The organism is Pseudomonas moorei, assembly GCF_008801475.1.
Taxonomy (GTDB): Bacteria; Pseudomonadota; Gammaproteobacteria; order Pseudomonadales; family Pseudomonadaceae; genus Aquipseudomonas; species Aquipseudomonas moorei.
This window is the reverse complement of sequence record NZ_VZPP01000004.1, coordinates 353,534-380,269: the sequence shown is the minus strand read 5'-3', so window position 1 is coordinate 380,269 and position 26,736 is coordinate 353,534. Positions and strand designations below refer to the sequence as shown.

Here is a 26,736-nt window from a genome sequence, read left to right as displayed (position 1 = left end):
GGTTCCGCAAAAAAAAATTCAACAAATTCGCGACGCAGCCGACAACTCTTGAAAGCCTTGCGGATTGAAAAGCCATGCGTAACAACCAGCCCATCACACAACGCGAACGGACCTTCCCGGCTCAGCAACGGTTGATTTCCACCACCGATGCCAAGGGACTGATCACCTACTGCAACGACGCCTTCGTCGAAATCAGCGGGTTTTCTCGTGAGGAACTGATCCGCGCGCCGCATAACCTGGTTCGGCACCCAGACGTTCCGGCCGCGGTGTTCTCGCACATGTGGGCAACACTCAAACAAGGCTTGCCATGGATGGGCATTGTCAAGAATCGCTGCAAGAGCGGTGATCACTACTGGGTTAATGCCTACGTGACGCCGATCTTCGAAGGCAATCAGGTGATCGGTTACGAGTCGGTGCGGGTCAAGCCCACCGCGGAACAGATCCGCCGTGCCGAAGCGCTCTACCAACGCATCAATCAGGGCAAGCCGGCCATTCCTTCCACCGATAAATGGTTGCCGATCCTGCAGGACTGGCTGCCGTTCATTCTGGTCAGCCAGTTGAGCTTCATGATCGGTGCCTCGCTGAACTCTCAGTGGGGGTTTGCCCTGGCCGCCGGTCTCTCGGTGCCACTGGGCCTGATGGGCCTGAGCTGGCAGCAACGCGGCATCAAGCGTTTGCTGCAACTGGCCGAGCAGACCACCTCGGACCCGCTGATCGCACAGATGTACACCGACAGCCGCGGTGCCCAGGCGCGCCTGGAGATGTCGATCCTCAGCCAGGAAGCCCGCCTGAAAACCTGCCTGACCCGCTTGCAAGACACCGCCGAGCACCTGACCGACCAGGCGAAACAGTCCGACACCCTGGCCCACAACAGTTCCTCGGGCCTGGAGCGCCAGCGCGTCGAAACCGAACAGGTGGCCACTGCCGTCAACCAGATGGCCGCCACGACTCAGGAAGTCGCCAGCCACGTGCAGCGCACCGCCGACGCCACCCAGGAAGCCAATCGCCTGACCGGGCGTGGCCGTGACATCGCCGGGGAAACCCGCGAAGCCATCCAGCGCCTGTCGGTGGTGGTTGGGGAAACCGGACAGACCGTGACTCAACTGGCCAAGGACAGCGACGAAATCGGCGGCGTGGTCGATGTGATCAAAGGCATCGCCGACCAGACCAACCTGCTGGCGCTGAACGCCGCCATCGAAGCGGCCCGCGCCGGTGAGATGGGTCGTGGATTTGCGGTAGTGGCGGATGAAGTGCGCCAATTGGCGCAACGCACCAGCGAATCCACCGGGCAGATTCACGCCCTGATCGCCAAGCTGCAGCAAACGGCCGGCACGGCGGTGCAGACCATGGAAGCCGGGCATCGTCAGGCGGAAGAAGGTGTGGCGCGGGTGCTGGAAGCGGACCAGGCCCTGGTCGGCATCAGCGAAGCGGTGGCCAACATCACCGACATGACCACCCAGATCGCTGCCGCGACCGAAGAGCAAAGCGCGGTCGCCGAGGAAATCAGCCGCAACATCAGCAATATTTCCACCCTCGCCGACCAGACTTCGGAACAGGCACAGAACTCGGCGCTGCTGAGCGAAGAGCTGACCAAGACCGCGAATACTCAGTATTCGTTGGTGGAGCGGTTCAATCGGTAGGCCTTGAATTCGCTGGCAAGCCAGCTCTTACAGGGGATCGTGGCCTCCTGCAGGAGCTGGCTTGTCGGGTCGCCGCATCGCCGATAAAGCGTGCGGACTGGATAAACGCGGCGCACCTGAGGGCATCGCCAGCAGGCTGGCTCCTACAGTGTTTTGCAGTGATCACGAATTCACGTCACACCATAAATCATTGTAGGAGCTGGCTTGCCAGCGAAGAGGCCATGGCAGCCGGTGAGAATCTCACCGAAGAAATTCAGCAACCCGACTCGCCGCAGCCGCCAGATGCTGCTCATGGCTGAATCCTGAGGCCTTCAACGGCTTCAAATCATGGTCCCCCGCCGCCAGCCACATCAGCTCGATACTCGGCGACAGCGCATACCCCTCGACCGTCTCGCGATTGCCCAACGCATCTCGCTCGCCCTGCACGATCAACGTCCGCGTCTTCAACTCAGCCAGATGCTCCACACGCGGCTTCTCCGGCTTGCCCACGGCATAGAACGGATACCCCAGACACACCAGCGCATCGACCCCCAATTCATCCGCCAGCAAACTGGCCATCCGCCCGCCCATGGACTTGCCACCAATGGCCAGGCGCCCGGCGACATGGCGTCGCACCACGGCGTATACCTCGCGCCACCACTCCAGCAGCTTCGGTGCCGGATTCGGTGGGCGCTTGCCGCCGTCGACACGCCGCTGTGCCATGTAGGGAAATTCGAAGCGCAAGACGTTGACGCCCTGTGCGGCAAGGCGTGCAGCCATGTCGCTCATCCAGTCGCTGTCCATCGGCGCACCGGCACCATGGGCCAGAATCAGCGTCGCCGAAGCCGGCGCCACGGCGGCATTCCACAGCCATCCATGATCCCCCACGCACTGCGCCCATTGATCCCCGTCAATACCGGCCTTGTGCTTCTTGTCCATGCTTGCCTCGCTTTTAGTCTGCCTATAACTCCAGGCGAAGGGGACACTGCCTTGCGCAAGCGCCCACTTCGGCTGAACCGTGGATGGGGAACCATGAACACTTCTATCAGTACCGCCTACAACTACAAGGTGGTCCGCCAATTCGCCATTATGACGGTGGTGTGGGGCATCGTCGGCATGGGGCTCGGGGTTTTTCTCGCTGCCCAGTTGGTCTGGCCTGAACTCAACTTCAATTTGCCGTGGACCAGTTTCGGCCGCTTGCGCCCGCTGCACACCAACGCGGTGATCTTCGCCTTCGGCGGCTGCGCCCTGTTCGCCAGTTCGTTCTACTCCGTGCAGCGCACCTGCCAGACACAACTGTTCGCGCCAAAAATCGCCGCGTTCTGCTTCTGGGGCTGGCAACTGGTGATCCTGCTGGCCGCCATCAGCCTGCCGCTGGGCTACACCAGCTCCAAGGAGTACGCCGAGCTGGAATGGCCGATCGATATCCTGATCACCATTGTCTGGGTCGCCTATGGCGTGGTGTTCTTCGGCACGCTCATGAAGCGCAAGACCAAGCACATCTACGTCGGTAACTGGTTCTTCGGTGCGTTCATCATCACCGTGGCGATTCTGCACATCGTCAACAACCTTGAGCTGCCGGTGAGTTTCACCAAGTCCTACTCGGTGTATTCCGGTGCGACCGATGCCATGGTGCAGTGGTGGTACGGGCACAACGCCGTGGGCTTTTTCCTCACCGCCGGTTTCCTCGGGATGATGTATTACTTCGTGCCGAAACAGGCCGAACGCCCGGTGTATTCCTATCGCCTGTCCATCGTGCACTTCTGGGCGCTGATCACCCTGTATATCTGGGCCGGTCCGCACCACCTGCACTACACCGCGCTGCCGGACTGGGCGCAATCGTTGGGCATGGTGATGTCGCTGATCCTGCTGGCTCCGAGCTGGGGCGGGATGATCAACGGGATGATGACGCTCTCGGGGGCCTGGCATAAGTTGCGCAGCGACCCGATCCTGCGCTTCCTGGTGGTGTCCCTGGCGTTCTACGGCATGTCGACGTTCGAGGGGCCGATGATGGCGATCAAGACCGTCAACGCCCTCTCCCACTACACCGACTGGACCATCGGCCATGTGCACGCCGGCGCACTCGGCTGGGTGGCGATGATTTCCATTGGCGCGCTGTACCACATGATCCCGAAAGTCTTCGGTCGCCCACAGATGCACAGCATCGGCCTGATCAACGCGCACTTCTGGCTCGCCACCATCGGCACCGTGCTGTACATCGCCTCCATGTGGGTCAACGGCATCGCCCAGGGCCTGATGTGGCGCGCAGTCAATGAAGACGGAACGCTGACCTACTCCTTCGTCGAAACCCTGGCGGCCAGTCATCCGGGCTTCATCGTACGGCTGGTGGGCGGGGCGATCTTCCTCAGCGGCATGTTGCTGATGGCTTACAACACCTGGCGCACCGTGCGGGCCTCGCAGCCTGCCGACGTTGCCGCTGCCGCGCAGATGGCCTGAGGAGTCCGCCATGAAACACGAAACAATCGAAAAAAACGTCGGCCTGCTGCTGTTGTTGATGATCTTTGCCGTGAGCATCGGCGGCCTGACCCAGATCGTCCCGCTGTTCTTCCAGGACGTGACCAACAAACCGGTGGAAGGCATGAAGCCCTACACCGCGCTGCAACTCGAAGGCCGCGACCTCTATATCCGCGAAGGCTGCGTCGGCTGCCACTCGCAGATGATCCGCCCGTTCCGTGCCGAGACCGAACGCTATGGGCACTACTCGGTGGCCGGTGAGAGTGTCTGGGACCACCCGTTCCTGTGGGGCTCGAAACGCACCGGCCCGGACCTGGCGCGGGTCGGCGCACGTTACTCTGATGACTGGCACCGCGCGCACTTGTACAACCCGCGCAACGTCGTGCCGGAATCGAAGATGCCGGCCTACCCATGGCTGGTGGCCAACGCGCTCGACAGCAGCCACACCGAAACCAAGCTGCGCGCCATGCGCACCCTGGGCGTGCCGTACACCGACGAAGACATCGCCGGCGCGACCGAATCGCTCAAGGGCAAATCGGAAATGGATGCCCTGGTCGCCTACCTGCAAGTGCTCGGCACTGCGATCAAGAGCAAGAGGTGAGCCATGGTCTTTGAAATAAGCAGTGGAATGATTCGCGGCCTGGGCACGGTCGTGGTGTTCGTGGCTTTCGTCGGCCTGACGCTCTGGGTGTTCAACAGCAAGCGCAATCCGGAGTTCGCCGAAGCGCGCCTGTTGCCGTTCGCCGACGAGCCACAACCCGACAGTGTCACCCCCCAAGAATCCGCAACAAGGAGTACCCGGCCATGACCACCTTCTGGAGTACGTGGATCTGCGTACTGACCATCGGCAGCCTGATCGGCCTGACCTGGCTGCTGATCGGCACTCGCAAGGGTGAAACCAAGGGCAGCGTCGACCAGACCATGGGCCATAGCTTCGACGGCATCGAGGAGTACGACAACCCGTTGCCGCAGTGGTGGTTCATGCTGTTCGCCGGCACCCTGGTGTTTGCCGTCGGCTACTTGATCCTCTATCCGGGCCTGGGCAACTGGAAAGGCATCCTGCCCGGCTACGAAAACGGCTGGACCGGTGCGCACGAATGGGAAAAGGAAATGGCCAGGGCTGATGCGAAGTTCGGACCGATCTTCGCCAAATTCGCCGCCATGCCACTGGAAGACGTGGCCAAGGATCCGCAAGCGTTGAAAATGGGCGGCCGTCTGTTTGCCTCCAACTGCTCGGTATGCCACGGCTCGGATGCCAAGGGCGCGTTCGGCTTTCCCAACCTGACAGACCGCGACTGGCGCTGGGGCGGCACCCCCGACACCATCAAGACCACCATCATGGGTGGACGCATGGCGGCGATGCCGGCCTGGGGTGAAATCCTCGGTGAAGCCGGGGTGAAAAACGTCGCGGCTTACGTGCGCCATGAACTGGCCGGCCTGCCGCTGGCCGCCGACAGCGGTGCGGATCTGCAAGCCGGACAGCAAGTGTTCAGCACCACCTGCGTAGCCTGCCACGGGGCAAACGGCCAGGGCACTGAAGCCATGGGTGCGCCGAATCTGACGCACCCGGCCGGTTTTATCTACGGTACAAGCCTGGCGCAGTTGCAACAAACCATCCGCCATGGTCGCCAGGGCCATATGCCAGCGCAAAGCGAACTGCTCGGTAACGACAAGGTTCAATTGCTGGCGGCGTATGTGTACAGCCTGTCGCACGCTGCCGGCACCGAGCGCTTGCAGGCTGAAGGCAAAGCCGAGTAATCGGTGACCGCTCTACTGCCGCATTCTCCGGAATGCGGCAGCTTCCTGCCCCTTTGCGACCCATTGTCGCACCCTCATTCAGTCTTCCTTTCGGTTCGCCAGATTCGGGTCTAAGCTTGCTCCGATGCGGACTGGCAAGTACCGGTTCCAGGTCGACCCTAACCGATGTGTTCGACGGATTCAGCTCGATGACAGGCCGCAAAGGCTGGTAGATACCGGCTGTCGCGCGAATTGCCATCGGTCACCTGATCCTTGCGTTTGAACACACCCCGTTACATGTGACCTGACCCCCTCGCCCATTTAGTCCGGCGGGACATTTTGCCGGTGTGCAATTTTGTCCCTACGCGGCGCATGGAAAGGCCGCAGAATCAACATTTGAAAGCATTGATCCAGGTCATGGCGCGTTGCAATGACCCCCTGCTTTCTACATACTTGCGGCCGATTTTTAATCCTAATAAAACACCCAAACCGTGGAACCTTAGAATGAGCACAGCAATCAGTCCGACTGCTTATAACTATAAGGTAGTCCGCCAGTTCGCCATCATGACGGTGGTCTGGGGGATCCTTGGCATGGGGCTCGGTGTCTTCATCGCCTCACAGCTCGTATGGCCGGAATTGAATTTCGGTCTGCCGTGGACGACTTTTGGACGCCTGCGCCCGTTGCACACCAACCTGGTGATTTTCGCCTTCGGTGGATGTGCACTGTTTGCCACTTCTTATTATGTCGTGCAGCGAACCTGCCAAACGCGACTGATTTCCGACAGCCTCGCTGCCTTCCATTTCTGGGGATGGCAAGCGGTGATCGTCGGTGCCATCGTTACCTTGCCGCTGGGTTACACCACCACCAAGGAATACGCTGAGCTGGAATGGCCGCTGGCCATTTTGCTGGCCATTGTCTGGGTTACCTATGGCCTGGTGTTCTTCGGCACCATCGTCAAGCGCAAGACCAAGCACATCTATGTGGGCAACTGGTTCTACGGTGCCTTCATCGTCGTGACCGCGATGCTGCACATCGTCAACCACGCGTCCCTGCCGGTCAGTTTCTTCAAGTCCTATTCCGCCTACTCGGGCGCCACGGACGCGATGATCCAGTGGTGGTACGGCCACAACGCCGTAGGTTTCTTCCTGACCACCGGCTTCCTGGGGATGATGTACTACTTCGTGCCGAAACAGGCCGAACGTCCGATCTACTCCTATCGCCTGTCCATCGTGCACTTCTGGGCACTGATCACCCTGTACATCTGGGCCGGCCCGCACCACCTGCACTACACCGCGCTGCCGGACTGGGCCCAGTCCCTGGGCATGGCCATGTCGATCATCCTGCTGGCTCCGAGCTGGGGCGGCATGATCAACGGCATGATGACCCTGTCGGGCGCCTGGCATAAGCTGCGCACCGACCCGATCCTGCGCTTCCTGGTCGTGTCCCTGGCGTTCTACGGCATGTCGACCTTCGAAGGCCCGATGATGGCCATCAAGACCGTGAACTCGCTGTCGCACTACACCGACTGGACCATCGGCCACGTACACGCCGGTGCCCTGGGCTGGGTGGCGATGATCTCGATCGGCGCGATCTACCACATGATCCCGAAACTGTTCGGTCGTGCGCAGATGCACAGCACCGGCCTGATCAACGCGCACTTCTGGCTCGCGACCATCGGTACCGTTCTGTACATCGCTTCGATGTGGGTCAACGGCATCACCCAGGGCCTGATGTGGCGTGCAATCAACGATGACGGCACCCTCACCTACTCGTTCGTCGAAGCACTGCAAGCCAGCCACCCGGGTTACATCGTCCGCGCACTGGGCGGTGCATTCTTCGCCACCGGCATGCTGTTCATGGCCTACAACGTATTCCGTACCGTACGCGCCTCGAACCCGGCTGAAGCTGAAGCCGCCGAACAGATTGCTGTAGTTGGAGCTCACTGATGAAGCATGAAGCAGTCGAGAAGAACATTGGCCTGCTGGCCTTCTTCATGGTTATCGCCGTCAGCGTCGGCGGCCTGACCCAGATCGTTCCGCTGTTTTTCCAGGACGTCACCAACAAGCCGGTTGAAGGCATGAAGCCTCGCCCGGCGCTGGAACTGGAAGGTCGTGACATTTTCATCGCCAACGGTTGCGTCGGCTGCCACTCGCAGATGATCCGTCCGTTCCGCGCCGAGACCGAACGTTACGGTCACTACTCGGTGGCCGGTGAAAGCGTCTGGGATCACCCGTTCCTGTGGGGCTCCAAGCGTACCGGTCCGGACCTGGCCCGCGTCGGCGGTCGTTACTCCGATGACTGGCAGCGTGCGCATTTGTACAACCCGCGCAACGTCGTGCCCGAGTCGAAAATGCCGGCCTACCCGTTCCTCGTGGAAAACAAGCTCGACGGCAAGGACACTGCCCGGAAAATGGAAGTCTTGCGCACGCTCGGCGTCCCTTACACCGACGAAGACATCGCCGGCGCCAAGGATGCTGTGAAGGGCAAAACCGAAATGGACGCGCTGGTGGCCTATCTGCAAGGCCTGGGCACCATCATCAAAAGCAAACGGTGATCTAAATGGATATCGGGATGATTCGTGGCCTGGGCACCGTTGTCGTGATGGTTGCCTTTATCGGTCTGGCCTTGTGGGTATTCAGCCCCAAGCGCAAGTCGGAGTTTGAAGACGCGACCTTGCTGCCTTTCGCGGATGATCCCGAAGCCATCAAGCACGTCGAGCAAGCTTCTAGGAGTAACAAAGAATGACTACATTCTGGAGTCTGTACGTCACAGTCCTCAGTCTCGGTACGATCTTTTCCCTGACCTGGCTGCTGCTGTCGACCCGCAAGGGCCAGCGCACCGAGGCGACCGAAGAGACGGTTGGACACTCCTTCGACGGGATCGAGGAGTACGACAACCCGCTGCCGAAATGGTGGTTCATGCTGTTCGTGGGCACCATCATCTTCGCCCTGGGCTACCTGGTGCTGTACCCGGGCCTGGGCAACTGGAAGGGGCTATTGCCGGGTTACAACTACCTGGATAACGAGAAGCAGACCGCGTTCGCCAACGGCCAGACTGGCTGGACCGGCGTTCACGAGTGGGAAAAGGAAATGGCCAAGTCGGACGCCAAGTTCGGCCCGATCTTCGCCAAATTCGCGTCCATGCCGATCGAAGAAGTCGCCAAGGACCCGCAAGCCCTGAAGATGGGTGGCCGCCTGTTCGCCTCCAACTGCTCGGTTTGCCACGGTTCCGACGCCAAAGGCGCTTACGGCTTCCCTAACCTGACCGACGCCGACTGGCGCTGGGGCGGCGAGCCGGAAACCATCAAGACCACGATCATGGGCGGCCGTCACGCGGTCATGCCGGCGTGGGCTGAAGTGATTGGCGAACAAGGCGTTGCCGACGTTGCCGCGTTCGTGGTGACCAACCTCGATAGCCGCAAGTTGCCGGAAGGCACCAAGGCTGACCCGGTTGCCGGCCAGAAACTGTTCGCGGCCAACTGCGTGGCTTGCCACGGTCCGGAAGGCAAAGGCACCCCGGCAATGGGCGCCCCCAACCTGACCCACCCTGCCGCGTTCATCTACGGTTCGAGCTTCGCTCAACTGCAGCAGACCATCCGCTACGGCCGTCAGGGCCAGATGCCTGCGCAAGAGCTACTGCAGGGTAACGACAAGGTTCACCTGCTGGCCGCTTACGTCTACAGCCTGTCTCACGGTGAGAAGGCTCCGGCGGCGGACGCTCAGTAAGGCGAACGCTGGACGCAACACAAAGGACCCCGTCATTTGACGGGGTCTTTTTTTTTAACCGCAAGACAAGATCCCGATCACACAGCCCCTGTTGCCGCGCCAGGGGCTGACGTTGTCACCACCCCACGACCGGACAGCTATACTGCACATGTCAATTGACCTGCATCATGTTTTGTTACATTCGCTACACCATCTGTGAATTTCACCCAACGCGACCAAAGGTCGCACCCTTGGGCTAGAGCGACAGGCGTATCATTGCGCCACTGCAACACCTCTCTTTGACCGCGGTCGGCACGCACTGACCGAGGCATTTTTCCACTGCCGTGGGATGCAATGATGAGCAACCAGATTCCGGTACACGACGTCACACCGCCCAACAAAAACGCGAACAACAGCGTCGATCTCTACGCCTCTCGAGAAAAAATCTACACCCGTGCGTTCACCGGCCTGTTCCGCAACTTGCGAATGATGGGCGGCGCCTTTTTGTTTCTGTTGTATTTCGGCACGGTCTGGTTGAACTGGGGCGGCCATCAGGCCGTCTGGTGGAACCTGCCGGAGCGCAAATTCTTTATTTTCGGCGCGACCTTCTGGCCGCAGGACTTCATCCTGCTCTCGGGCATTTTGATCATCAGCGCTTTCGGCCTGTTCTTCATTACGGTGTACGCCGGGCGGATCTGGTGCGGCTATACCTGCCCGCAGAGCGTCTGGACCTGGATTTTCATGTGGTGCGAAAAGGTCACCGAAGGCGACCGCAACCAGCGCATCAAGCTCGACAAGGCGCCCATGAGCGCCAACAAGTTTCTGCGCAAATTCAGCAAGCACGCCCTGTGGCTGCTGATCGGTTTTGTAACCGGCATGACCTTCGTCGGCTACTTCTCGCCGATCCGTGAGTTGGTAATCGACTTCTTTACCGGCGAAGCCGATGGCTGGTCGTATTTCTGGGTCGGCTTCTTCACCCTCGCCACCTACGGCAATGCCGGCTGGTTGCGCGAGCAGGTGTGCATCTACATGTGCCCGTACGCACGTTTCCAGAGCGTGATGTTCGACAAGGACACGCTGATCGTGTCCTACGATCCACGTCGTGGCGAAAGCCGTGGCCCGCGCAAAAAAGGCGTCGACTATAAGGCCCAGGGCCTGGGCGACTGCATCGACTGCACCATGTGCGTTCAGGTCTGCCCGACCGGCATCGACATTCGCGACGGCCTGCAGATCGAGTGCATCGGTTGCGCCGCGTGCATCGATGCCTGCGACAGCATCATGGACAAGATGGAATACCCGCGCGGCCTGATCAGCTACACCACCGAGCACAACCTGTCCGGGCAGAAAACCCATAAACTGCGTCCGCGCCTGATCGGCTACGCCGTGGTGCTGCTGGCGATGATCAGTTTGCTGGTCACTGCGTTTTTCATGCGTTCGCTGGTGGGTTTCGACGTCAGCAAGGACCGCGTGCTGTACCGTGAAAACGCCGAAGGGCGGATCGAAAACGTCTACAGCCTGAAGATCATGAACAAGGATCAGCGCGACCACACCTATGTGCTGGAAGCCACCGGCTTGCCGGACCTGAAGTTGCAAGGCCGGCGCGAGATCAAGGTGGCGGCCGGGGACATCATCAGCCAGCCGGCCGAACTGTCCGTGGCGCCAGAACACCTGCCGTCGAGCACCAACGAGGTGAAATTCATCCTCAAGGATGCCGATGACGCCAGCATCCACGTAGAAGCCAAGAGCCGATTCATCGGCCCCCAAAATCGTTGAGAGACTGAACATGCCCGCAGCAAACGCCGCAAGCCCCTGGTACAAGCACCTTTGGCCGTGGATCATCATCGGGATTCTGACTTGCTCGGTGACCCTGACCCTGTCCATGGTGACCATTGCGGTGAACCACCCGGACAACCTGGTCAACGACAACTACTACGAGGCCGGCAAAGGCATCAACCGTTCCCTCGACCGTGAACTGCTGGCGCAGACGCTAAAGATGCGTGCCAACCTTCACCTGGATGACGTGACGGGGGAAGTCGACCTGCGCTTGAGCGGCAACAGCCAGCCGAAAACCGTGGATCTGAACCTGATCTCGCCGACCCAGCCGGAAAAGGACCGCAAGATTGTCCTGACCCGCAGTGAAACCGAACAGGGTCGCTATATCGGCCAGTTGAGCGACAAGATCGAAGGCCGGCGCTTTGTCGAATTGCTCGGCACCCAGGATGACCACACATGGCGCCTGTTCGAAGAAGAACTGGTCAGCCATGACAAGGATCTGCTGCTCGGTGACGAGCCACTGCAAGGCGCGGAAGACCTGAAAAAATAACAAACCTTCTGTGTGGCGAGGGAGCTTGCTCCCGCTGGGGTGCGAAGCGCCCCTGAAACCTGCGGACCCGTTTTTCAGAAATTGCGAGTATTCAGCATTACGACTGCTTCGCAGCCGAACGGGAGCAAGCTCCCTCGCCACATTGGTTTTCATAACGACCGACATGACCACCCCAATCCCCTGCTACCACTGCGCCCTGCCCGTCCCGGCCGGCAGCCGTTTCACCGCGGCGGTCCTGGGGCAAACCCGCGAGTTCTGCTGCCCGGGCTGTCAGGCGGTGGCCGAGGCGATTGTCGCCGGTGGACTGGAAAGCTATTACCAGCATCGCAGCGAAGCGTCGGCCAACCCCGAAGCGCTACCGGTGCAACTGGTGGACGAACTCGCGCTGTACGACCGCGCGGATGTGCAGCAACCCTTTGTCCGCCACGAAGGCGAACTCGCCGAAACCACGCTGTTGATGGAAGGCATCAGTTGTGCCGCCTGTGGCTGGCTGATCGAGAAACATCTGCGTGCGCTGCCGGCCGTGGCCGAAGCGCGCTTGAACCTGTCCAACCATCGCCTGCACGTCCGTTGGGCCGATGCCCAATTGCCACTCAGTCAGGTGCTCGGCGAGTTGCGCCACATCGGTTACGCCGCCCACCCCTATCAGGCCGACCGCGCCAGCGAACAACTGGCCAGCGAAAACCGTCTGGCCCTGCGTCAGTTGGGTGTCGCCGGATTGTTGTGGTTCCAGGCGATGATGGCGACCATGGCCACCTGGCCGGAATTCAACATCGACCTCAGCCCGGAGCTGCACACGATCCTGCGCTGGGTTGCGCTGTTCCTCACCACCCCGATCGTGTTCTACAGCTGCGCGCCCTTCTTCAAAGGGGCCATGCGCGACCTGCGCACTCGCCACCTGACGATGGACGTTTCGGTGTCGCTGGCCATTGGCAGTGCCTACATCGCCGGCATCTGGACCTCGATCACCGGCGTGGGTGAGCTGTACTTCGACGCCGTCGGCATGTTCGCGCTGTTCCTGCTGGCGGGGCGTTATCTGGAACGTCGCGCCCGGGAACGCACGGCCGCCGCCACCGCACAGCTGGTCAATCTGCTACCGGCCTCGTGCCTGCGCCTGAGTGCCGACGGTCAGAGCGAACGCATCCTGCTCAGCGAACTGCGCGTCGGTGACCAGGTGCTGGTGCACCCCGGCGCGGTTCTCCCGGCCGACGGCAAGATCCTCGAAGGCCAGTCGAGCATCGACGAATCGCTGCTCACCGGTGAATACCTGCCGCAGGCCAGGACCACAGGCGATGCAGTTACCGCGGGCACCCTGAACGTCGAAGGTGCGTTGACCGTGGAAGTCCAGGCCCTGGGTCAGGACACTCGTCTGTCCGCCATCGTCCGCCTGCTGGACCGCGCTCAGGCCGAAAAGCCGCGACTGGCGGAAATCGCCGACCGCGCGGCGCAATGGTTCCTCCTGCTGTCACTGATCGCCGCCGCCGCGATCGGCTTGCTGTGGTGGGAGCTGGATGCGTCGCGGGCATTCTGGATTGTCCTGGCGATGCTGGTTGCAACCTGCCCATGCGCCCTGTCCCTGGCCACGCCGACGGCGCTCACCGCGGCCACCGGCACGTTGCACAAGCTGGGGCTGTTATTGACGCGCGGCCATGTGCTCGAAGGCCTGAACCAGATCGATACAGTGATTTTCGACAAGACCGGCACCCTCACCGAAGGACGCCTGACGCTGCGCTCGATCCGCCCCCTCGGCGTCCTCGACAGCGATCAATGCCTGAGCCTCGCCGCCGCGCTGGAAAACCGCTCCGAACACCCGATTGCCCGCGCCTTTGGTCGTGCGCCACTGGCCGCCGAAGACGTGCACAGCACGCCCGGCCTCGGCCTCGAAGGACGGGTCGGCGAACAGCGTTTGCGCATTGGGCAACCCGGCTTTGTCTGCGAACTCAGTGGCGCCACCCTGCCGTCGATGCCGGATGAAGCCGGGCAATGGCTGTTGCTCGGCGATAGCCAGGGGCCGTTGGCGTGGCTGGTCCTCGACGACCGCTTGCGTGCCGATGCCCGCGCCCTGCTGGATGCCTGCAAGGCGCGTGGCTGGCGCACCTTGCTGCTGTCGGGCGACAGCTCGCCGATGGTCGCCAGTGTCGCCGCCGAACTCGGTATCGACGAAGCCCGCGGCGGCTTGCGCCCGGACGACAAACTGCAAGTCCTGCAACAGCTGCACCAGCAAGGTCGCAAAGTGTTGATGCTCGGTGACGGGGTCAACGACGTACCGGTGCTGGCTGCTGCCGACATCAGCGTGGCCATGGGTTCGGCCACCGATCTGGCGAAAACCAGTGCGGACGCGGTGCTGTTGTCCAATCGACTCGACGCGTTGGTGCAGGCCTTCAGCCTGGCTCGGCGCACCCGTCGGGTAATCATCGAGAACCTGCTGTGGGCCGGGCTGTACAATGGCCTCATGCTGCCGTTCGCCGCCCTCGGCTGGATCACTCCGGTATGGGCCGCGGTCGGTATGTCCATCAGTTCCCTGACCGTGGTGCTGAACGCGCTGCGCCTGACTCGCCTGCCGAGCGCGCCCGCCACCAGCAGCACGCCACAAACCCGTCCGCTGCCGGCCTGAGCCGCAACGGGCATGGAGTCCAGATGCCAGCTCTTTACGTGATGATCCCGGCTGCCCTGCTGATCGTGGCCATCGCTGTCTACATCTTCTTCTGGGCGGTCGACAGCGGGCAGTACGACGACCTCGACGGCCCGGCCCACAGCATCCTGTTCGACGACCAGGATCCGAACCACACCGCCGCAGTCGACGAAGCCGGCAGTCATGCCGCCAACCCCGACGACAAGGCACCGCCCCATGCTTGAATTGGCGCCACTGCTGGTGTCGGCGGTGATTCTGGGTCTGCTCGGTGGCGGTCATTGCCTGGGCATGTGCGGCGGCCTGATGGGCGCATTGACCCTGGCGATCCCCAAGGAACAGCGCAGCCGACGCTTTCGCCTGCTGCTGGCTTATAACCTTGGGCGAATTCTCAGCTATGCCACCGCCGGCCTGCTGATCGGTCTGGCGGGCTGGGCGGTGGCCAACAGTCCGGCGGCGATGTTCATGCGGGTGCTCGCCGGTTTGCTGTTGATCGCGATGGGCCTGTACCTCGCGGGCTGGTGGAGCGGCCTGACCCGCATCGAAAGCCTCGGGCGCGGCCTGTGGCGGCATATCCAGCCGGTTGCCAACAAACTGTTGCCCGTGTCGAGCGTGCCCCGTGCGCTGCTGTTGGGCGCGCTCTGGGGCTGGTTGCCGTGCGGCCTGGTTTACAGCACCTTGTTGTGGTCCGCCAGTCAGGGGAATGCGCTCGACAGTGCGTTGCTGATGCTGGCGTTCGGGTTGGGCACCTGGCCGGTGCTGCTCGCCACGGGGCTGGCGGCCGAGCGGGTGACGGCGCTGTTGCGCAAGCGCAGCGTGCGCATGGCGGGAGGATTGCTGGTGATACTGTTCGGCATCTGGACCTTGCCGGGGCCGCATCAGCATTGGCTCATGGGGCATTAGATCGGCGATGAGGGCCGCAACGACAACACGAATCCTGACCCTTGACGCAAATCAAGATGCCTCAACGACGCAGACCCTAGACTCGCCGGTACTGCCAGCCTATCCGGGGGAACGCCCGCATGATGCTCGACGCCATTCGTTGGGATACCGATCTGATCCGCCGTTATGACCTGGCGGGACCGCGCTACACCTCCTATCCGACCGCCGTACAATTCAATAGCCAGGTTGGCACCTTCGACCTGTTTCACGCCCTGCGCGACAGCCGCAAGGCCCAGCGCCCGCTGTCGCTGTATGTGCATGTGCCGTTCTGCGCCAACATCTGCTACTACTGCGCCTGCAACAAAGTCATCACCAAGGATCGTGGCCGCGCCCTGCCCTACCTGCAGCGCCTGGAGCAGGAAATCCAGTTGATCGCCTGCCACCTCGACCCCGCGCAAACAGTCGAGCAACTGCACTTCGGTGGTGGCACGCCCACCTTTCTCAGCCACGATGAATTGCGCCAGCTGATGGCGCATTTGCGCAAACACTTCAATTTGCTGGACGACGATTCCGGCGACTACGGCATCGAGATCGACCCACGCGAGGCCGACTGGTCGACCATGGGCTTGCTGCGTGAGCTGGGATTCAACCGCGTCAGCATCGGCCTGCAAGACCTCGACCCGGCGGTGCAACGCGCCGTCAATCGGCTGCAGAGCCTCGAAGAAACCCGCGCGGTGATCGACGCCGCTCGCACCCTGCAGTTTCGTTCGATCAACATCGACCTGATTTACGGCCTGCCGAGACAGACCCCGGACAACTTCGCCCGCACAGTCGAAGAAGTCATCAACCTGCAACCGGATCGTCTTTCGGTATTCAACTACGCACACCTGCCGGAGCGCTTCTTGCCGCAGCGACGGATCAACAGCAACGAACTGCCGACACCGGCGCAGAAGCTGGAAATGCTGCAGCGCACCATCGAACAACTGACCGCTGCCGGTTATCGCTACATTGGCATGGACCACTTCGCCCTGCCCGACGATGAACTGGCGATTGCCCAGGAAGAATCGACCCTGCAACGCAACTTCCAGGGCTACACCACCCACGGGCATTGCGACTTGATCGGGCTGGGCGTGTCGGCCATCAGCCAGATCGGCGACCTGTACTGCCAGAACAGCAGCGACCTGAATCAGTACCAGAACGCTTTGGCCTCTTCACAACTGGCCACCAGCCGCGGCCTGCTGTGCAACGCCGATGATCGGGTGCGGCGTGCGGTCATTCAGCAACTGATCTGCACTTTCAACCTGGAGTTCGCCCAGATCGAGCGCGACTTCAATATCGATTTTCAGGGTTATTTCGGCGAACTTTGGCCTCAGTTGCAGAGCATGGCCAAGGATGGCCTGATCGAACTCGACAGTGAAAGGATCACCGTACTGCCTGCCGGCCGCCTGCTGGTGCGTTCGGTGTGCATGGTTTTTGATGCGTATCTGGAACATCACAATCGCCAACGGTTTTCCCGTGTGATCTAAGCCCTTACGGCAAATCCGCCGTACGCTGGCCTCAATGTCCTTCGGTGGGTTACCCTTACGTCTTATGCGTGTTTTCCCACAAGGATTGAAGAAATGTCTGAGCCAGTAAAGTTGCGCGCTCATAATCAGGCCCATTGCAAGGATTGCAGCCTGGCCCCGCTGTGTTTGCCACTTTCACTGAACCTGGAAGACATGGATGCCCTGGACGAAATCGTCAAACGTGGCCGCCCGCTGAAAAAGGGCGAGTTTCTGTTTCGCCAGGGTGACACCTTTGACTCCGTTTACGCCGTACGCTCCGGTGCGCTGAAAACGTTCAATCTGAGCGATGCCGGCGAAGAACAGCTCACCGGTTTCCACTTGCCGAGTGAACTGGTTGGATTGTCGGGCATGGACACCGAGAAACATCCGGTGTCGGCGCAAGCGCTGGAAACCACGTCGGTGTGCGAGATTCCTTTCGAACGCCTCGACGAACTGGCCCTGCAACTGCCGCAGCTGCGCCGCCAGCTGATGCGGGTGATGAGTCGCGAGATTCGTGACGATCAGCAGATGATGCTGTTGTTGTCGAAAAAGACGGCCGACGAACGCATCGCGACCTTCCTGGTCAACCTGTCGGCACGTTTCCGTGCCCGTGGTTTCTCGGCCAACCAGTTCCGCCTGAGCATGTCGCGCAATGAAATCGGCAATTACCTGGGCCTGGCGGTGGAAACCGTGTCGCGGGTGTTCACGCGCTTCCAGCAGAACGAACTGATCGCCGCTGAAGGCAAGGAGATCCAGATTCTCGATCCGATCCAGCTCTGTGCGCTGGCCGGCGGCTCCATCGACGGCTGATCTCGATCCGCGGTTGAGCGAACCCTTTCAGCCGCGGGTATACTTCGCCGTTTGCAGCCCTGCCAGGACACCTTGACGATGGCCTTCGACTCCTTCGACATCAAATCCCTCATTCGCCCCGTGATCGACTTCCCCAAGCCGGGGGTGATTTTTCGCGACATCACCCCGCTGTTCCAGTCGCCCACGGCCCTGCGCCTGGTGATGGACAGCTTCGCCCACCGTTACGTCGAGGCTGACTTCACCCACATCGGCGCCATGGATGCCCGTGGTTTCCTGATCGGTTCGGTGCTGGCCTATCAGTTGAACAAGCCGCTGGTGCTGTTCCGCAAGCAAGGCAAACTGCCCGCCGATGTGCTGGCCGAAGGCTATGCGACCGAATACGGGGAAGCCTTCCTCGAAGTGCACGCGGACAGTCTTTGCGAAGGCGATTCGGTGGTGATGTTCGATGACCTGATCGCCACCGGCGGCACCCTGATTGCTGCGGCGAACCTGATTCGGCGCATGGGGGCACGGGTGCATGAAGCGGCGGCGATCATTGATTTGCCGGAGCTGGGCGGTTCGCAGCGCCTGGAAGACATGGGGATTCCGACGTTCTGCCTGACGCAGTTTGCGCTGACGGACAGGTAAGCGGCGCCTGCACTGACGCCATCGCTGGCTTGCCAGCGATGGCGTCAGTCGTTACACCGCAAGCCTCAGAGCCCCATCTGCTTGCTGATAATCTCGTTCATCACTTCCCGCGTACCGCCGCCGATCGAAAGTATCCGGTTATCCCGGTACAACCGCTCCACCAGGCTTTCGCGCATGTAACCCATGCCACCCAGAATCTGCACCGCGTCCGAGGTGATGCGATCCGCCGTGTCCGTCGCAAAATTCTTGGCCATGGAAATTTCCTTGATCACACTCTTCCCCGCGGCCATTTTCGCGGCCTGGCGGTAGGTGAATTCGCGCGACACTTCCAGTGCCGTGGCCATTTCGGCGAGGCGGTGCTTGATCACCTGGAACCTGCCGATGGGCTTGCCAAAGGCCTCACGCTCCCGTGCCCATTTCAGGCTTTCCTCCAGCGCCAGCTGGGCCGTCATGTTGGCCATCAAGGCCAGGGCCAGGCGCTCGCTCTGGAAGTTGCCCATGATGCAAGCGAAGCCCATGTTCTCGCCGCCGATCAAATGGCCTACGGGCACCCGGCAATCATCGAAGAACAATTCAGCAGTGTCTGACGCCCACCACCCCATTTTCTTCAACTGACGCCCTACGCTGAAACCGGGCGTGCCCTTTTCGATCATTAACAGACTGATGCCGGCGAAACCCGGCTCACCGGTTCGCACCGCGACTGTGTAGAAATCCGCGCGCACGCCACTGGTGATGAAGGTTTTACTGCCGCTGACCCGGTAAACGTCGCCGTCACGCACGGCACGGGTTTGCAGGTTGGCAACATCGGAACCGCCACCGGGTTCGGTGACGGCCAGGGCGCAGATTTTCTCGCCAGACAACACCTGTGGCACAACCCGATCACGGACGTCAGGCCTGGCCCACTTGAGAATCGGTGGCAGGCCGATGTCCAGCGAGCCAAGCCCCGCCACCAGGCCACCCGAACCACAGCGCATCAACTCTTCGCTGGCGGCGACCTTGGCGAACAGATCGCCTTCGTGGCTACCTCCCAGGCTCTCGGGGTAACCGATGCCTAGGATGCCCGCCGCACCGGCCTTGAGGTAGAGCTCGCGGGGGAAGCTTTCAGCTTCTTCCCACTGGTCAATGTCCGGAAGAATCTCGCGCTCGACGAAACGTCTGACGCTGTCGCGGACCAATTGGTGGCTGGGGTCGAAGTATTCCTGAAAGGCAGACATCGGCGAACTCCACTGAAGGGTTCGCCGACGTTAACCGAGCGCTTGCTTGGTTTTCAACAGGATTGTGTGAATCAAGGGGACCGAGGCGACGCTATCGCCAGCAGGCTCGCGATGGCGTCACCCCAAACGACACACATTACAAGCTGATCGGCTTACGCCCGGCAAACGAATGCGCCAGCGTCCCGCCATCCACCAGCTCCAACTCGCCACCTAACGGCACGCCATGGGCGATGCGCGAGGCGATCAGGCCTTTGCTGCTGAGCAACTGGGCGATGTAATGGGCGGTCGCTTCGCCTTCCACCGTCGGGTTGGTGGCGAGAATGACTTCGGTAAACGTACCCGCCTCCTCGATCCGCGCCATCAACTGCGGAATGCCGATGGCCTCAGGCCCCAACCCGTCGAGTGGCGACAGGTGGCCCTTGAGCACGAAGTAGCGACCGCGAAACCCGGTCTGCTCCACGGCATAGACATCCATCGGCCCTTCCACCACGCAGAGCAAGGTGTCGTCACGGCGGGTGTCCGCGCACTGCGGGCAGAGGTCATCTTCAGTCAGGGTGCGGCACAAACGGCAATGACCGACGCCTTCCATGGCCTGACTCAAGGCCAGTGCCAGGCGCGAGCCGCCGCTGCGATCACGTTCGAGCAACTGCAACGCCATGCGCTGGGCGGTTTTCTGACCGACACCTGGCAAAATTCGCAGGGCATCGATCAGTTGGCGAATCAAAGGGCTGAAGCTCATGGGGGAAAAATCCGACAAAACAACGAGACGCGGTTTATACCCGCGCCTCTGATTAGCGTCAAATTGCGGCGTCAGTCTTTGGCGACCCGAACCACCAGCTTGCCGAAGTTGCGTCCTTCCAGCAGACCGATAAATGCCTCGGGCGCTTGCTCCAGACCATCGACCACGTCTTCGCGGAACTTGATCTTGCCATCGCGCACCCACGGCGCCATGGCGCTGACAAATTCCGGCTGACGGTCACCGTAATCGTCGAAGACGATGAAGCCTTGAATTCGCACGCGCTTGGTCAGCAGTGTGCGCTGCAATTGCGGCAGGCGATCCTGGCCGCTCGGCGCCTCGCTGGCGTTGTACGACGCAATGAGCCCACACAGCGGAATCCGCGCCTTGGGATTGAGCAGTGGCACGACCGCGTCGAATACCTTGCCGCCGACGTTTTCATAATAGATATCGATGCCGTTGGGGCAGGCCTGGGCCAGCTCATCGGCGAAGGTCGGGCTCTTGTGATCGATACAGGCATCGAAGCCCAACTCTTCGACTACATAGCGGCACTTTTCGGCGCCACCGGCCACGCCCACCACACGCAGGCCCTTGATCTTCGCCACCTGCCCGACCACCGAGCCGACCGCACCCGACGCGGCCGCGACCACCAGCGTCTCGCCGGACTTGGGCTGGCCGATGTCCATCAATCCCATGTATGCGGTCATGCCCGGCATGCCGAGGACGCCCAGGGCCATCGACGGGCTCGGCAGACCCGCCGGCAGAGGCATGATGCTACGACCGTCGTTGATGCTGTGGCTCTGCCAACCCGTGGCGCCGACCACCAGATCGCCCTCCTGAAACTTCGGATTGAGCGAGCGCTCGACGCGGCTGACAGCGCCGCCAGTCATCACGCCACCGATTTCCACCGGCGCGGCGTAGGACGGCGCGTCACTCATGCGCCCGCGCATGTAAGGGTCCAGCGACAGATAAAGGGTCTTGAGCAGCACCTGTCCGTCAGCCAGCTCGGGCAGCGCGACCCGCTCCAGGCGGAAATTCTCCGGCGTTGGCGCGCCGACAGGGCGCGAGGCCAGGACGATACGTTGGTTGAGGGGCATGGGGTCGGACATGGCAGCGTCTCCTTGATCGTTGAATTCAGTGGTTAGGGAGAAGACCTTTGTGGCGGTGGCGCGTTCGATGATTGTTCAGTTTTACCGGGTCGACGCCATCCCGGGAAGCCGGAAACAAAAATGCCAGGCTCGATGCCTGGCATTTCTTGTAGCTCATCTGGCGCCCGAAGACGAAATCAGAACGGCAGTTTCATGCCCGGTGGCAGTTGCATGCCAGCGGTCATACCGGACATTTTGTCCTGGCTGTTGGCTTCGATTTTGCGCACAGCGTCGTTGACTGCTGCGGCGAACACCGCTTCCAGCATTTCCTTGTCATCTTCGCTCAGGCCTTCGACCAGGCTTGGGTCGATGGTCACGCGCTTGACGTCGTGACGACCGGTCATCACCACGGTGACCATATCGCCACCAGCCTTACCGGTGACTTCGGCATTGGCCAGCTCTTCCTGCATCTTGGCCATTTTTTCCTGCATCTGCTGTGCCTGCTTCATCAGGCCGGCCATGCCACCTTTCATCATGGGAATCACCTCAAAAGTACTTGGATAAAAACAGCGCCCGGCCTTGCTGACCGAACGCCCTCAGTTATTAGCCCTGACTGACCAGAGCTTCGACAGGTTCAATAGTATCGTTACGGATCACCGCACCGAACTGCTGCATCATTTGCTGGATGAACGGATCGCCATGGATCGACTCCTCGGCCTCGCGCTGGCGATCGGCACGCCGGCGCGACGCGGCCTGGGCCGGGGTTTCCTGCTCGGGCTTGATCAGTTCCATGGTCAGGGTCAGAGTACGCCCGTGGTACTGATTCAACGCATCGTTGAGGCGGCGTTGCTGGGTGGCGTTGAACAGGGCGCTGTGGGCCGGGTCCAGGTGCAACAGCCAATGGTCGCCATCAACGGCGATCAGCGTGCAGTTGGCGGCGATGCTGCCGGTCATGCCGGAGATCGGCAGGTTCGGGAACAGTTCCAGCCATTGCAGGGCCAGTCCCGTGGCCGGCGCGGCGGCAGGCTCGGGCTCCGGTTCGGCAGCAGGCTCGGCGGCATGCTCACTGGCCAGTTCGTCGAGGTAGCTGTAGGCGGAATCCATGTCCGGCTCGATGTAATCCTCATCCAGCGGCGGCTCGTCGTCCAGATCCATGCCGGGTGTGGCGGCATCGACCTCGGCCACGGAAGGCTCCGGAATCGGTGCGGCGACCCACTCCGGCGCGTCCGGCACCACGCTGTCGGGCGTCGGCAACGGCATCGGCGGCAATTCCGGTTGCTCGCTGGCGGTTTCCAGTACCGGCTCGACGACAGGCTGCTGAACGTTTGCCGGCTCGACCGGATCATTCCACGGCAGGTCGACCACTTCTTCGACCACGACCGCCTCGACCACCGGCTCGGGCTCGGGCTCGGGCTCGGGCACCGCGACCGGCTCAGGCGGCGCTACCGGAGTGACGACAGGCGCGGGCGCCGGAGGTGCAACTGCCGCAGCGACTACCGGCGCAACAACGGGCGCGGCAGCCACGGATTTGGCGGAATCAACTGTGGCCTGGCTGATCCCCACTGGCTTTAGCGTTTGCCTCGGGGCATCCGCGGTGTCGGCGGGCCGGAAAGCGAGCATTCGCAGCAGCACCATTTCGAAGCCGCCTCGGGGGTCCGGCGCCAGGGGCAAGTCGCGACGGCCGATCAGTCCCATCTGGTAATAGAACTGCACGTCTTCGGCCGGCAACGCCTGGGCCAGTGCCAGCACCCTGTCCCGGTCGCCATGGCCGTTGTCGACGCCCTCAGGCAAGGCCTGAGCGATGGCGACACGGTGCAGCACATTGAGAATTTCCGAGAGCACGCCATTCCAGTCCGGGCCTTGTTCGGCCAGGTGACGAACGGCCTCGAGCAAGGCCTTGGCATCACCTTCAATCAGGGCATGCAGGACGTCGTAGACCTGCCCATGATCGAGGGTCCCGAGCATCGCCCGCACATCGGCGGCCATGACCTTGCCTTCACCGAAGGCAATCGCCTGATCGGTCAGGCTCATGGCGTCACGCATCGACCCATCGGCGGCGCGGCCCAGCAGCCACAGTGCATCGTCTTCGAACGGCACGTTCTCGACGCTCAGCACATGGGTCAAATGCTCGACAACGCGCTCCGGGGTCATGTTCTTCAGGGAGAACTGCAGGCACCGCGAGAGAATCGTTGCAGGAAGTTTCTGCGGGTCAGTGGTCGCCAGGATGAACTTGACGTAGGGTGGCGGCTCTTCGAGGGTTTTCAACAGCGCATTGAAGGAATGGCTGGAGAGCATGTGCACTTCGTCGATCAGGTAGACCTTGAAGCGTCCGCGGCTCGGCGCGTACTGCACGTTATCGAGCAGTTCGCGGGTGTCCTCGACCTTGGTGCGGCTCGCGGCGTCGATCTCGATCAGGTCGACGAAACGGCCCTCATCGATTTCGCGACACACCGAGCATTCGCCACAAGGCGTTGAAGTGATACCTGTTTCACAGTTCAGGCATTTGGCAATGATTCGCGCGATGGTGGTCTTGCCGACCCCGCGCGTACCGGTGAACAGGTAGGCGTGGTGCAGCCGCTGGCTGTCCAAGGCATTGATCAGAGCCTTGAGCACATGGGTCTGGCCGACCATTTCGCGGAACGAGCGCGGACGCCATTTACGTGCAAGAACCTGATAACTCATCGAAAACCGTCGCAACGAAGGAAGCTGAAGCGGCTAATGCTAGCGGAGCAAGGCCAAAATTGCATCCGGTGCGCTCGTCTAATCTGGCTAAGCTGCACTTTGGGGGCTTTTTGTTTCAAAGATACATCGGAGCATTTATGCGGTTGGCCTTGGGGGCACTGCTGTTGATCAGCCTGAACGGAGCGGCCGCCGATGCGCCGTTGCGTTTTGTGGTACCCGACAGTTGGGCGATGCCGATGCTGCAACTGGACCGTGGGCGGCCGACCCAGGGCATTCTGTACGACGTCATGCTCAGCCTCGCGACCCAGGTCGGCGTCCCGGCGGAGTTTCATGTATTGCCCCGGACCCGGGTTCAGAGCGCCATGGAACAGGGCGAAGTCGATATCCGCTGCTATGCCGCGCAGTCCTGGATGCCAAACCAGTCCGGCGACTATATCTGGAGCATCCCGCTCTGGACCCAGCCCGACATCCTGGTCAGTCGCCCTCCTGGCCCCGCTTCGGTGACGCCGGCGAATTTATCGCACCAGTCCATCGGCACCGTGCTCGGCTATAGCTACCCGACGCTGCAACCGCTGTTCGATAACAACCAGTTGCACCGCGACGACGCGCGCAACCAGGAACAGGTGCTGGAAAAGCTCCAGGCGGGACGCAATCGGTATGCCGTCAGCAATCAATGGTCGCTGGAATGGTTCAATCAGCGCCTGATGCCGGAGCAACAACTGCAGAGTGTCGCGGTGCTGCAGGTCCAGCATGTGGGCTGCTACGTGCGCAACGCCCCCGAGGTGCCGGTGCAAAGGATTCTGCGCACCTTGCTGCGCATGAAAATGTCCGGCGAGATCGACGACATCATTCGGCTCTACATCGGCGGTAGATCCGAACTCGCCCCATAACCTGTGGCAGCGGGCACCTTCGTTCTCACAGAATTCAGCGACTGACTTCCAGAGCCCGCCATTGTGCTGGCACGACAAAACCGGCGACCCAGTCCGGTATGTCTGCAGGCGGCATTGGCCGGGCAATGTAATAGCCCTGCGCCACTTCACAGCCCAGTTGCAGCAATAACTCACCATGCTCGGCGCTTTCGAGCCCTTCGGCGATCACCTGCCGACCAAACGCCCGCGCCAGGCCTATCACCGCGGTGGTCAGGGCCAGGTCGTCGCGGTCATGCAGGATGTCGCGCACAAATGACTTGTCGATCTTGATGGTTTGGGTGCGCAGGCGCTTGAGGTAGCTCAGGGATGAATAACCGGTACCGAAATCGCCCAGTGAGAACTGCACCCCCAGCGCCTGGCAGGCGCGCAAACAATCACTGACGTGTTGAATGTTCTCGATGGCGACCGACTCGACGATTTCCAGGTCCAGCCGTTGCGGTGCGACCCGCGCATGTCGCGCCAGCAGGCTGGCGAGCCGTTCGACAAAATCCACCCGCTGGAAATGCCGCGCGGCAATGTTGATGCTCACCGGCCAGTCATGCCCGGCCTGTTGCCAACGATCCAGTTGCGACAGCACCTGATCCATCACCCATTCACCGATATCGATGATCAGGTCCGTCTCTTCAACCAGCGCCAGAAACTCCTTCGCCGCCACCAGGCCGTCCTGCGGATGCTCCCAGCGCAGCAGCGCTTCGAAACCGACGACCTCGCCACGGCGCATGTTGACCTTGGGCTGGAAATGCAGACGCATTTCATTGGCGGCCAGTGCCTGGCGCACCCGCTCGACGGTCTGGTGCTTGGCCCTGCCCTCGCGGTCCCGTGACACGTCGAACAAATGAAACCGCTTGCGCCCGCTCTGCTTGGCCACATACATGGCTTGATCCGCGTGGCGCAACAGGGTTTCGGCATCTGCGTTGTCGTGGGGGAACAGAGTGACGCCGATGCTGGCATACACGTTGACGTCCTTGCCATGCAGCGAGTACGGCGCCGAGATGATCCCCAGCACCCGGTTCAACGCCGCACGCAGGTCCGGCAAGTCGCGCACATAACGCAGTATCAGCACGAATTCGTCACCCGCCAGCCGCGCCACCACATCCTCGCCACGCACGATGCCGCGCAGGCGCCGGGCCACTTCCACCAGCAACAGATCGCCACTGGCATGCCCGTAGCTATCGTTGACGGCCTTGAAGCCATCGAGATCGAGCATGCACACCGCCAGCGGAATACTCTCCTGGCGCGAGAACTCCAGCGCCTGGTCCAGCATGTCCGAGAGATACGCGCGATTGGGCAATCCGGTCAGCACATCGTGCCCGACCCGCCATTGCAGCGAATGCAGCAGTTTATGCTTTTCACTGATGTCGAAACGAATGGAGACATAACGCTCGACCCGCCCGGTGGCGTTATCGAGCAAGGGCACCATGGTGCTTTCGACCCAATACAGGCTGCCGTCCTTGGCGCGATTGCAGATTTCGCCCTTCCACACGTTACCCAGGGCGATGGTGCGCCACATGCCGGCAAAAAACTCGGTGGAGTGCATGCCCGAATTGAGCATGCGGTGGTTCTGCCCGAGCAGTTCCTCACGGCTGTAGCCGGAGACTGCACAGAACTGATCGTTGACGTGGGTAATCCGGCCGGAGAGATCGGTCTCGGAAAAAATAGCAGCGGCATCGACCGCCCTGCGGTACTTCTCATCCATGAGTCAGACTCGCTGTTGCTGGCGATGGAACCCGCTTAAG

Annotated in this window: 25 protein-coding genes; 18 read left to right on the top strand and 7 right to left on the bottom strand. The window is 61.4% G+C overall.

All coding sequences use genetic code 11. The features are described 5' to 3' along the window. Positions 1 to 74: 74 nt before the first annotated feature. Complete coding sequence (locus F7R06_RS09565; protein ID WP_090323900.1) at positions 75 to 1,640, top strand: methyl-accepting chemotaxis protein; 1,566 nt, start codon at positions 75 to 77, stop codon at positions 1,638 to 1,640. Between the two features lie 240 nt (positions 1,641 to 1,880). Here F7R06_RS09565 and F7R06_RS09560 read toward each other — a convergent pair whose 3' ends face one another. Next, positions 1,881 to 2,558: an alpha/beta family hydrolase gene (locus F7R06_RS09560; RefSeq protein WP_090323901.1), complete on the bottom strand. Its 678-nt coding sequence runs from the start codon at positions 2,556 to 2,558 to the stop codon at positions 1,881 to 1,883. Between the two features lie 93 nt (positions 2,559 to 2,651). Between F7R06_RS09560 and ccoN (F7R06_RS09555) the strand changes: the two genes are divergently transcribed. From ccoN (F7R06_RS09555) to F7R06_RS09480, 16 genes are all read left to right on the top strand, one after another. After that, the gene (gene ccoN / locus F7R06_RS09555; RefSeq protein WP_090323903.1) at positions 2,652 to 4,076 is read left to right on the top strand and encodes a cytochrome-c oxidase, cbb3-type subunit I; all 1,425 of its coding nucleotides are present in this window, start codon (positions 2,652 to 2,654) and stop codon (positions 4,074 to 4,076) included. Positions 4,077 to 4,086: 10 nt separating this feature from the next. Then, on the top strand, positions 4,087 to 4,695 hold the full coding sequence (ccoO, locus tag F7R06_RS09550) for a cytochrome-c oxidase, cbb3-type subunit II (RefSeq protein ID WP_047531409.1): 609 nt from the start codon (positions 4,087 to 4,089) through the stop codon (positions 4,693 to 4,695). A 3-nt stretch (positions 4,696 to 4,698) separates the two neighbouring features. After that, a complete protein-coding gene (locus F7R06_RS09545) occupies positions 4,699 to 4,902 on the top strand; it encodes a cbb3-type cytochrome oxidase subunit 3 (RefSeq protein ID WP_090323905.1) in 204 nt (67 codons plus the stop codon). Continuing rightward, a complete protein-coding gene (gene ccoP, locus F7R06_RS09540) occupies positions 4,899 to 5,852 on the top strand; it encodes a cytochrome-c oxidase, cbb3-type subunit III (protein WP_090323907.1) in 954 nt (317 codons plus the stop codon). Before F7R06_RS09545 ends, ccoP (F7R06_RS09540) begins: the two co-directional genes overlap by 4 nt. 483 nt (positions 5,853 to 6,335) lie before the next feature. Further along, positions 6,336 to 7,778 carry a cytochrome-c oxidase, cbb3-type subunit I gene (ccoN, locus tag F7R06_RS09535; RefSeq protein ID WP_090323908.1) on the top strand — a complete coding sequence of 481 codons (1,443 nt, stop codon included), beginning with the start codon at positions 6,336 to 6,338 and terminating at the stop codon, positions 7,776 to 7,778. After that, positions 7,778 to 8,386 carry a cytochrome-c oxidase, cbb3-type subunit II gene (ccoO, locus tag F7R06_RS09530; protein WP_090323910.1) on the top strand — a complete coding sequence of 203 codons (609 nt, stop codon included), beginning with the start codon at positions 7,778 to 7,780 and terminating at the stop codon, positions 8,384 to 8,386. Before ccoN (F7R06_RS09535) ends, ccoO (F7R06_RS09530) begins: the two co-directional genes overlap by 1 nt. 5 nt (positions 8,387 to 8,391) lie before the next feature. Further along, positions 8,392 to 8,577 (top strand): CcoQ/FixQ family Cbb3-type cytochrome c oxidase assembly chaperone, encoded by a 186-nt coding sequence (locus tag F7R06_RS09525; protein WP_003175465.1) that lies wholly within the window; start codon positions 8,392 to 8,394, stop codon positions 8,575 to 8,577. After that, on the top strand, positions 8,574 to 9,557 hold the full coding sequence (gene ccoP / locus F7R06_RS09520) for a cytochrome-c oxidase, cbb3-type subunit III (protein ID WP_090323911.1): 984 nt from the start codon (positions 8,574 to 8,576) through the stop codon (positions 9,555 to 9,557). Before F7R06_RS09525 ends, ccoP (F7R06_RS09520) begins: the two co-directional genes overlap by 4 nt. Positions 9,558 to 9,893: 336 nt before the next feature. Continuing rightward, the gene (ccoG, locus tag F7R06_RS09515; protein ID WP_090323912.1) at positions 9,894 to 11,309 is read left to right on the top strand and encodes a cytochrome c oxidase accessory protein CcoG; all 1,416 of its coding nucleotides are present in this window, start codon (positions 9,894 to 9,896) and stop codon (positions 11,307 to 11,309) included. A 10-nt stretch (positions 11,310 to 11,319) separates the two neighbouring features. Next, on the top strand, positions 11,320 to 11,859 hold the full coding sequence (locus F7R06_RS09510) for a FixH family protein (protein WP_090323913.1): 540 nt from the start codon (positions 11,320 to 11,322) through the stop codon (positions 11,857 to 11,859). A gap of 163 nt (positions 11,860 to 12,022) precedes the next feature. Continuing rightward, positions 12,023 to 14,473 (top strand): heavy metal translocating P-type ATPase, encoded by a 2,451-nt coding sequence (locus F7R06_RS09505; RefSeq protein ID WP_090323914.1) that lies wholly within the window; start codon positions 12,023 to 12,025, stop codon positions 14,471 to 14,473. Between the two features lie 23 nt (positions 14,474 to 14,496). Further along, positions 14,497 to 14,715, top strand: a complete 219-nt coding sequence (gene ccoS / locus F7R06_RS09500) for a cbb3-type cytochrome oxidase assembly protein CcoS (protein WP_090323916.1) — start codon at positions 14,497 to 14,499, stop codon at positions 14,713 to 14,715. Further along, complete coding sequence (locus F7R06_RS09495; RefSeq protein ID WP_090323917.1) at positions 14,708 to 15,391, top strand: sulfite exporter TauE/SafE family protein; 684 nt, start codon at positions 14,708 to 14,710, stop codon at positions 15,389 to 15,391. The genes ccoS and F7R06_RS09495 overlap by 8 nt, the downstream gene beginning before the upstream one ends. A gap of 122 nt (positions 15,392 to 15,513) precedes the next feature. After that, complete coding sequence (hemN, locus tag F7R06_RS09490) at positions 15,514 to 16,896, top strand: oxygen-independent coproporphyrinogen III oxidase (protein ID WP_090327463.1); 1,383 nt, start codon at positions 15,514 to 15,516, stop codon at positions 16,894 to 16,896. Between the two features lie 93 nt (positions 16,897 to 16,989). After that, complete coding sequence (gene fnr / locus F7R06_RS09485; RefSeq protein ID WP_090323919.1) at positions 16,990 to 17,724, top strand: fumarate/nitrate reduction transcriptional regulator Fnr; 735 nt, start codon at positions 16,990 to 16,992, stop codon at positions 17,722 to 17,724. Between the two features lie 78 nt (positions 17,725 to 17,802). Beyond that, positions 17,803 to 18,351, top strand: a complete 549-nt coding sequence (locus F7R06_RS09480) for an adenine phosphoribosyltransferase (protein ID WP_090323920.1) — start codon at positions 17,803 to 17,805, stop codon at positions 18,349 to 18,351. 65 nt (positions 18,352 to 18,416) lie between these two features. Here F7R06_RS09480 and F7R06_RS09475 read toward each other — a convergent pair whose 3' ends face one another. The 5 genes from F7R06_RS09475 to dnaX form a co-directional block, all read right to left on the bottom strand. Further along, entirely contained in the window at positions 18,417 to 19,565 is a 1,149-nt protein-coding gene (locus F7R06_RS09475) for an acyl-CoA dehydrogenase family protein (RefSeq protein ID WP_090323921.1), read from the bottom strand. A 136-nt stretch (positions 19,566 to 19,701) separates the two neighbouring features. Further along, a complete protein-coding gene (recR, locus tag F7R06_RS09470; protein WP_057715679.1) occupies positions 19,702 to 20,304 on the bottom strand; it encodes a recombination mediator RecR in 603 nt (200 codons plus the stop codon). Between the two features lie 71 nt (positions 20,305 to 20,375). Next, complete coding sequence (locus tag F7R06_RS09465) at positions 20,376 to 21,410, bottom strand: NADP-dependent oxidoreductase (RefSeq protein ID WP_090323923.1); 1,035 nt, start codon at positions 21,408 to 21,410, stop codon at positions 20,376 to 20,378. Positions 21,411 to 21,586: 176 nt separating this feature from the next. After that, a complete protein-coding gene (locus F7R06_RS09460; RefSeq protein WP_008028561.1) occupies positions 21,587 to 21,925 on the bottom strand; it encodes a YbaB/EbfC family nucleoid-associated protein in 339 nt (112 codons plus the stop codon). Between the two features lie 67 nt (positions 21,926 to 21,992). After that, positions 21,993 to 24,071, bottom strand: coding sequence for a DNA polymerase III subunit gamma/tau (gene dnaX / locus F7R06_RS09455; protein WP_090323925.1), 2,079 nt, complete (start codon positions 24,069 to 24,071; stop codon positions 21,993 to 21,995). 137 nt (positions 24,072 to 24,208) lie between these two features. Between dnaX and F7R06_RS09450 the strand changes: the two genes are divergently transcribed. Further along, complete coding sequence (locus tag F7R06_RS09450; RefSeq protein WP_090323926.1) at positions 24,209 to 24,961, top strand: substrate-binding periplasmic protein; 753 nt, start codon at positions 24,209 to 24,211, stop codon at positions 24,959 to 24,961. 34 nt (positions 24,962 to 24,995) lie between these two features. Here the strand turns inward: F7R06_RS09450 and F7R06_RS09445 are convergent, their stop codons facing one another. Then, positions 24,996 to 26,696, bottom strand: coding sequence for a putative bifunctional diguanylate cyclase/phosphodiesterase (locus F7R06_RS09445; protein ID WP_090323928.1), 1,701 nt, complete (start codon positions 26,694 to 26,696; stop codon positions 24,996 to 24,998). Positions 26,697 to 26,736 lie beyond the last annotated feature (40 nt).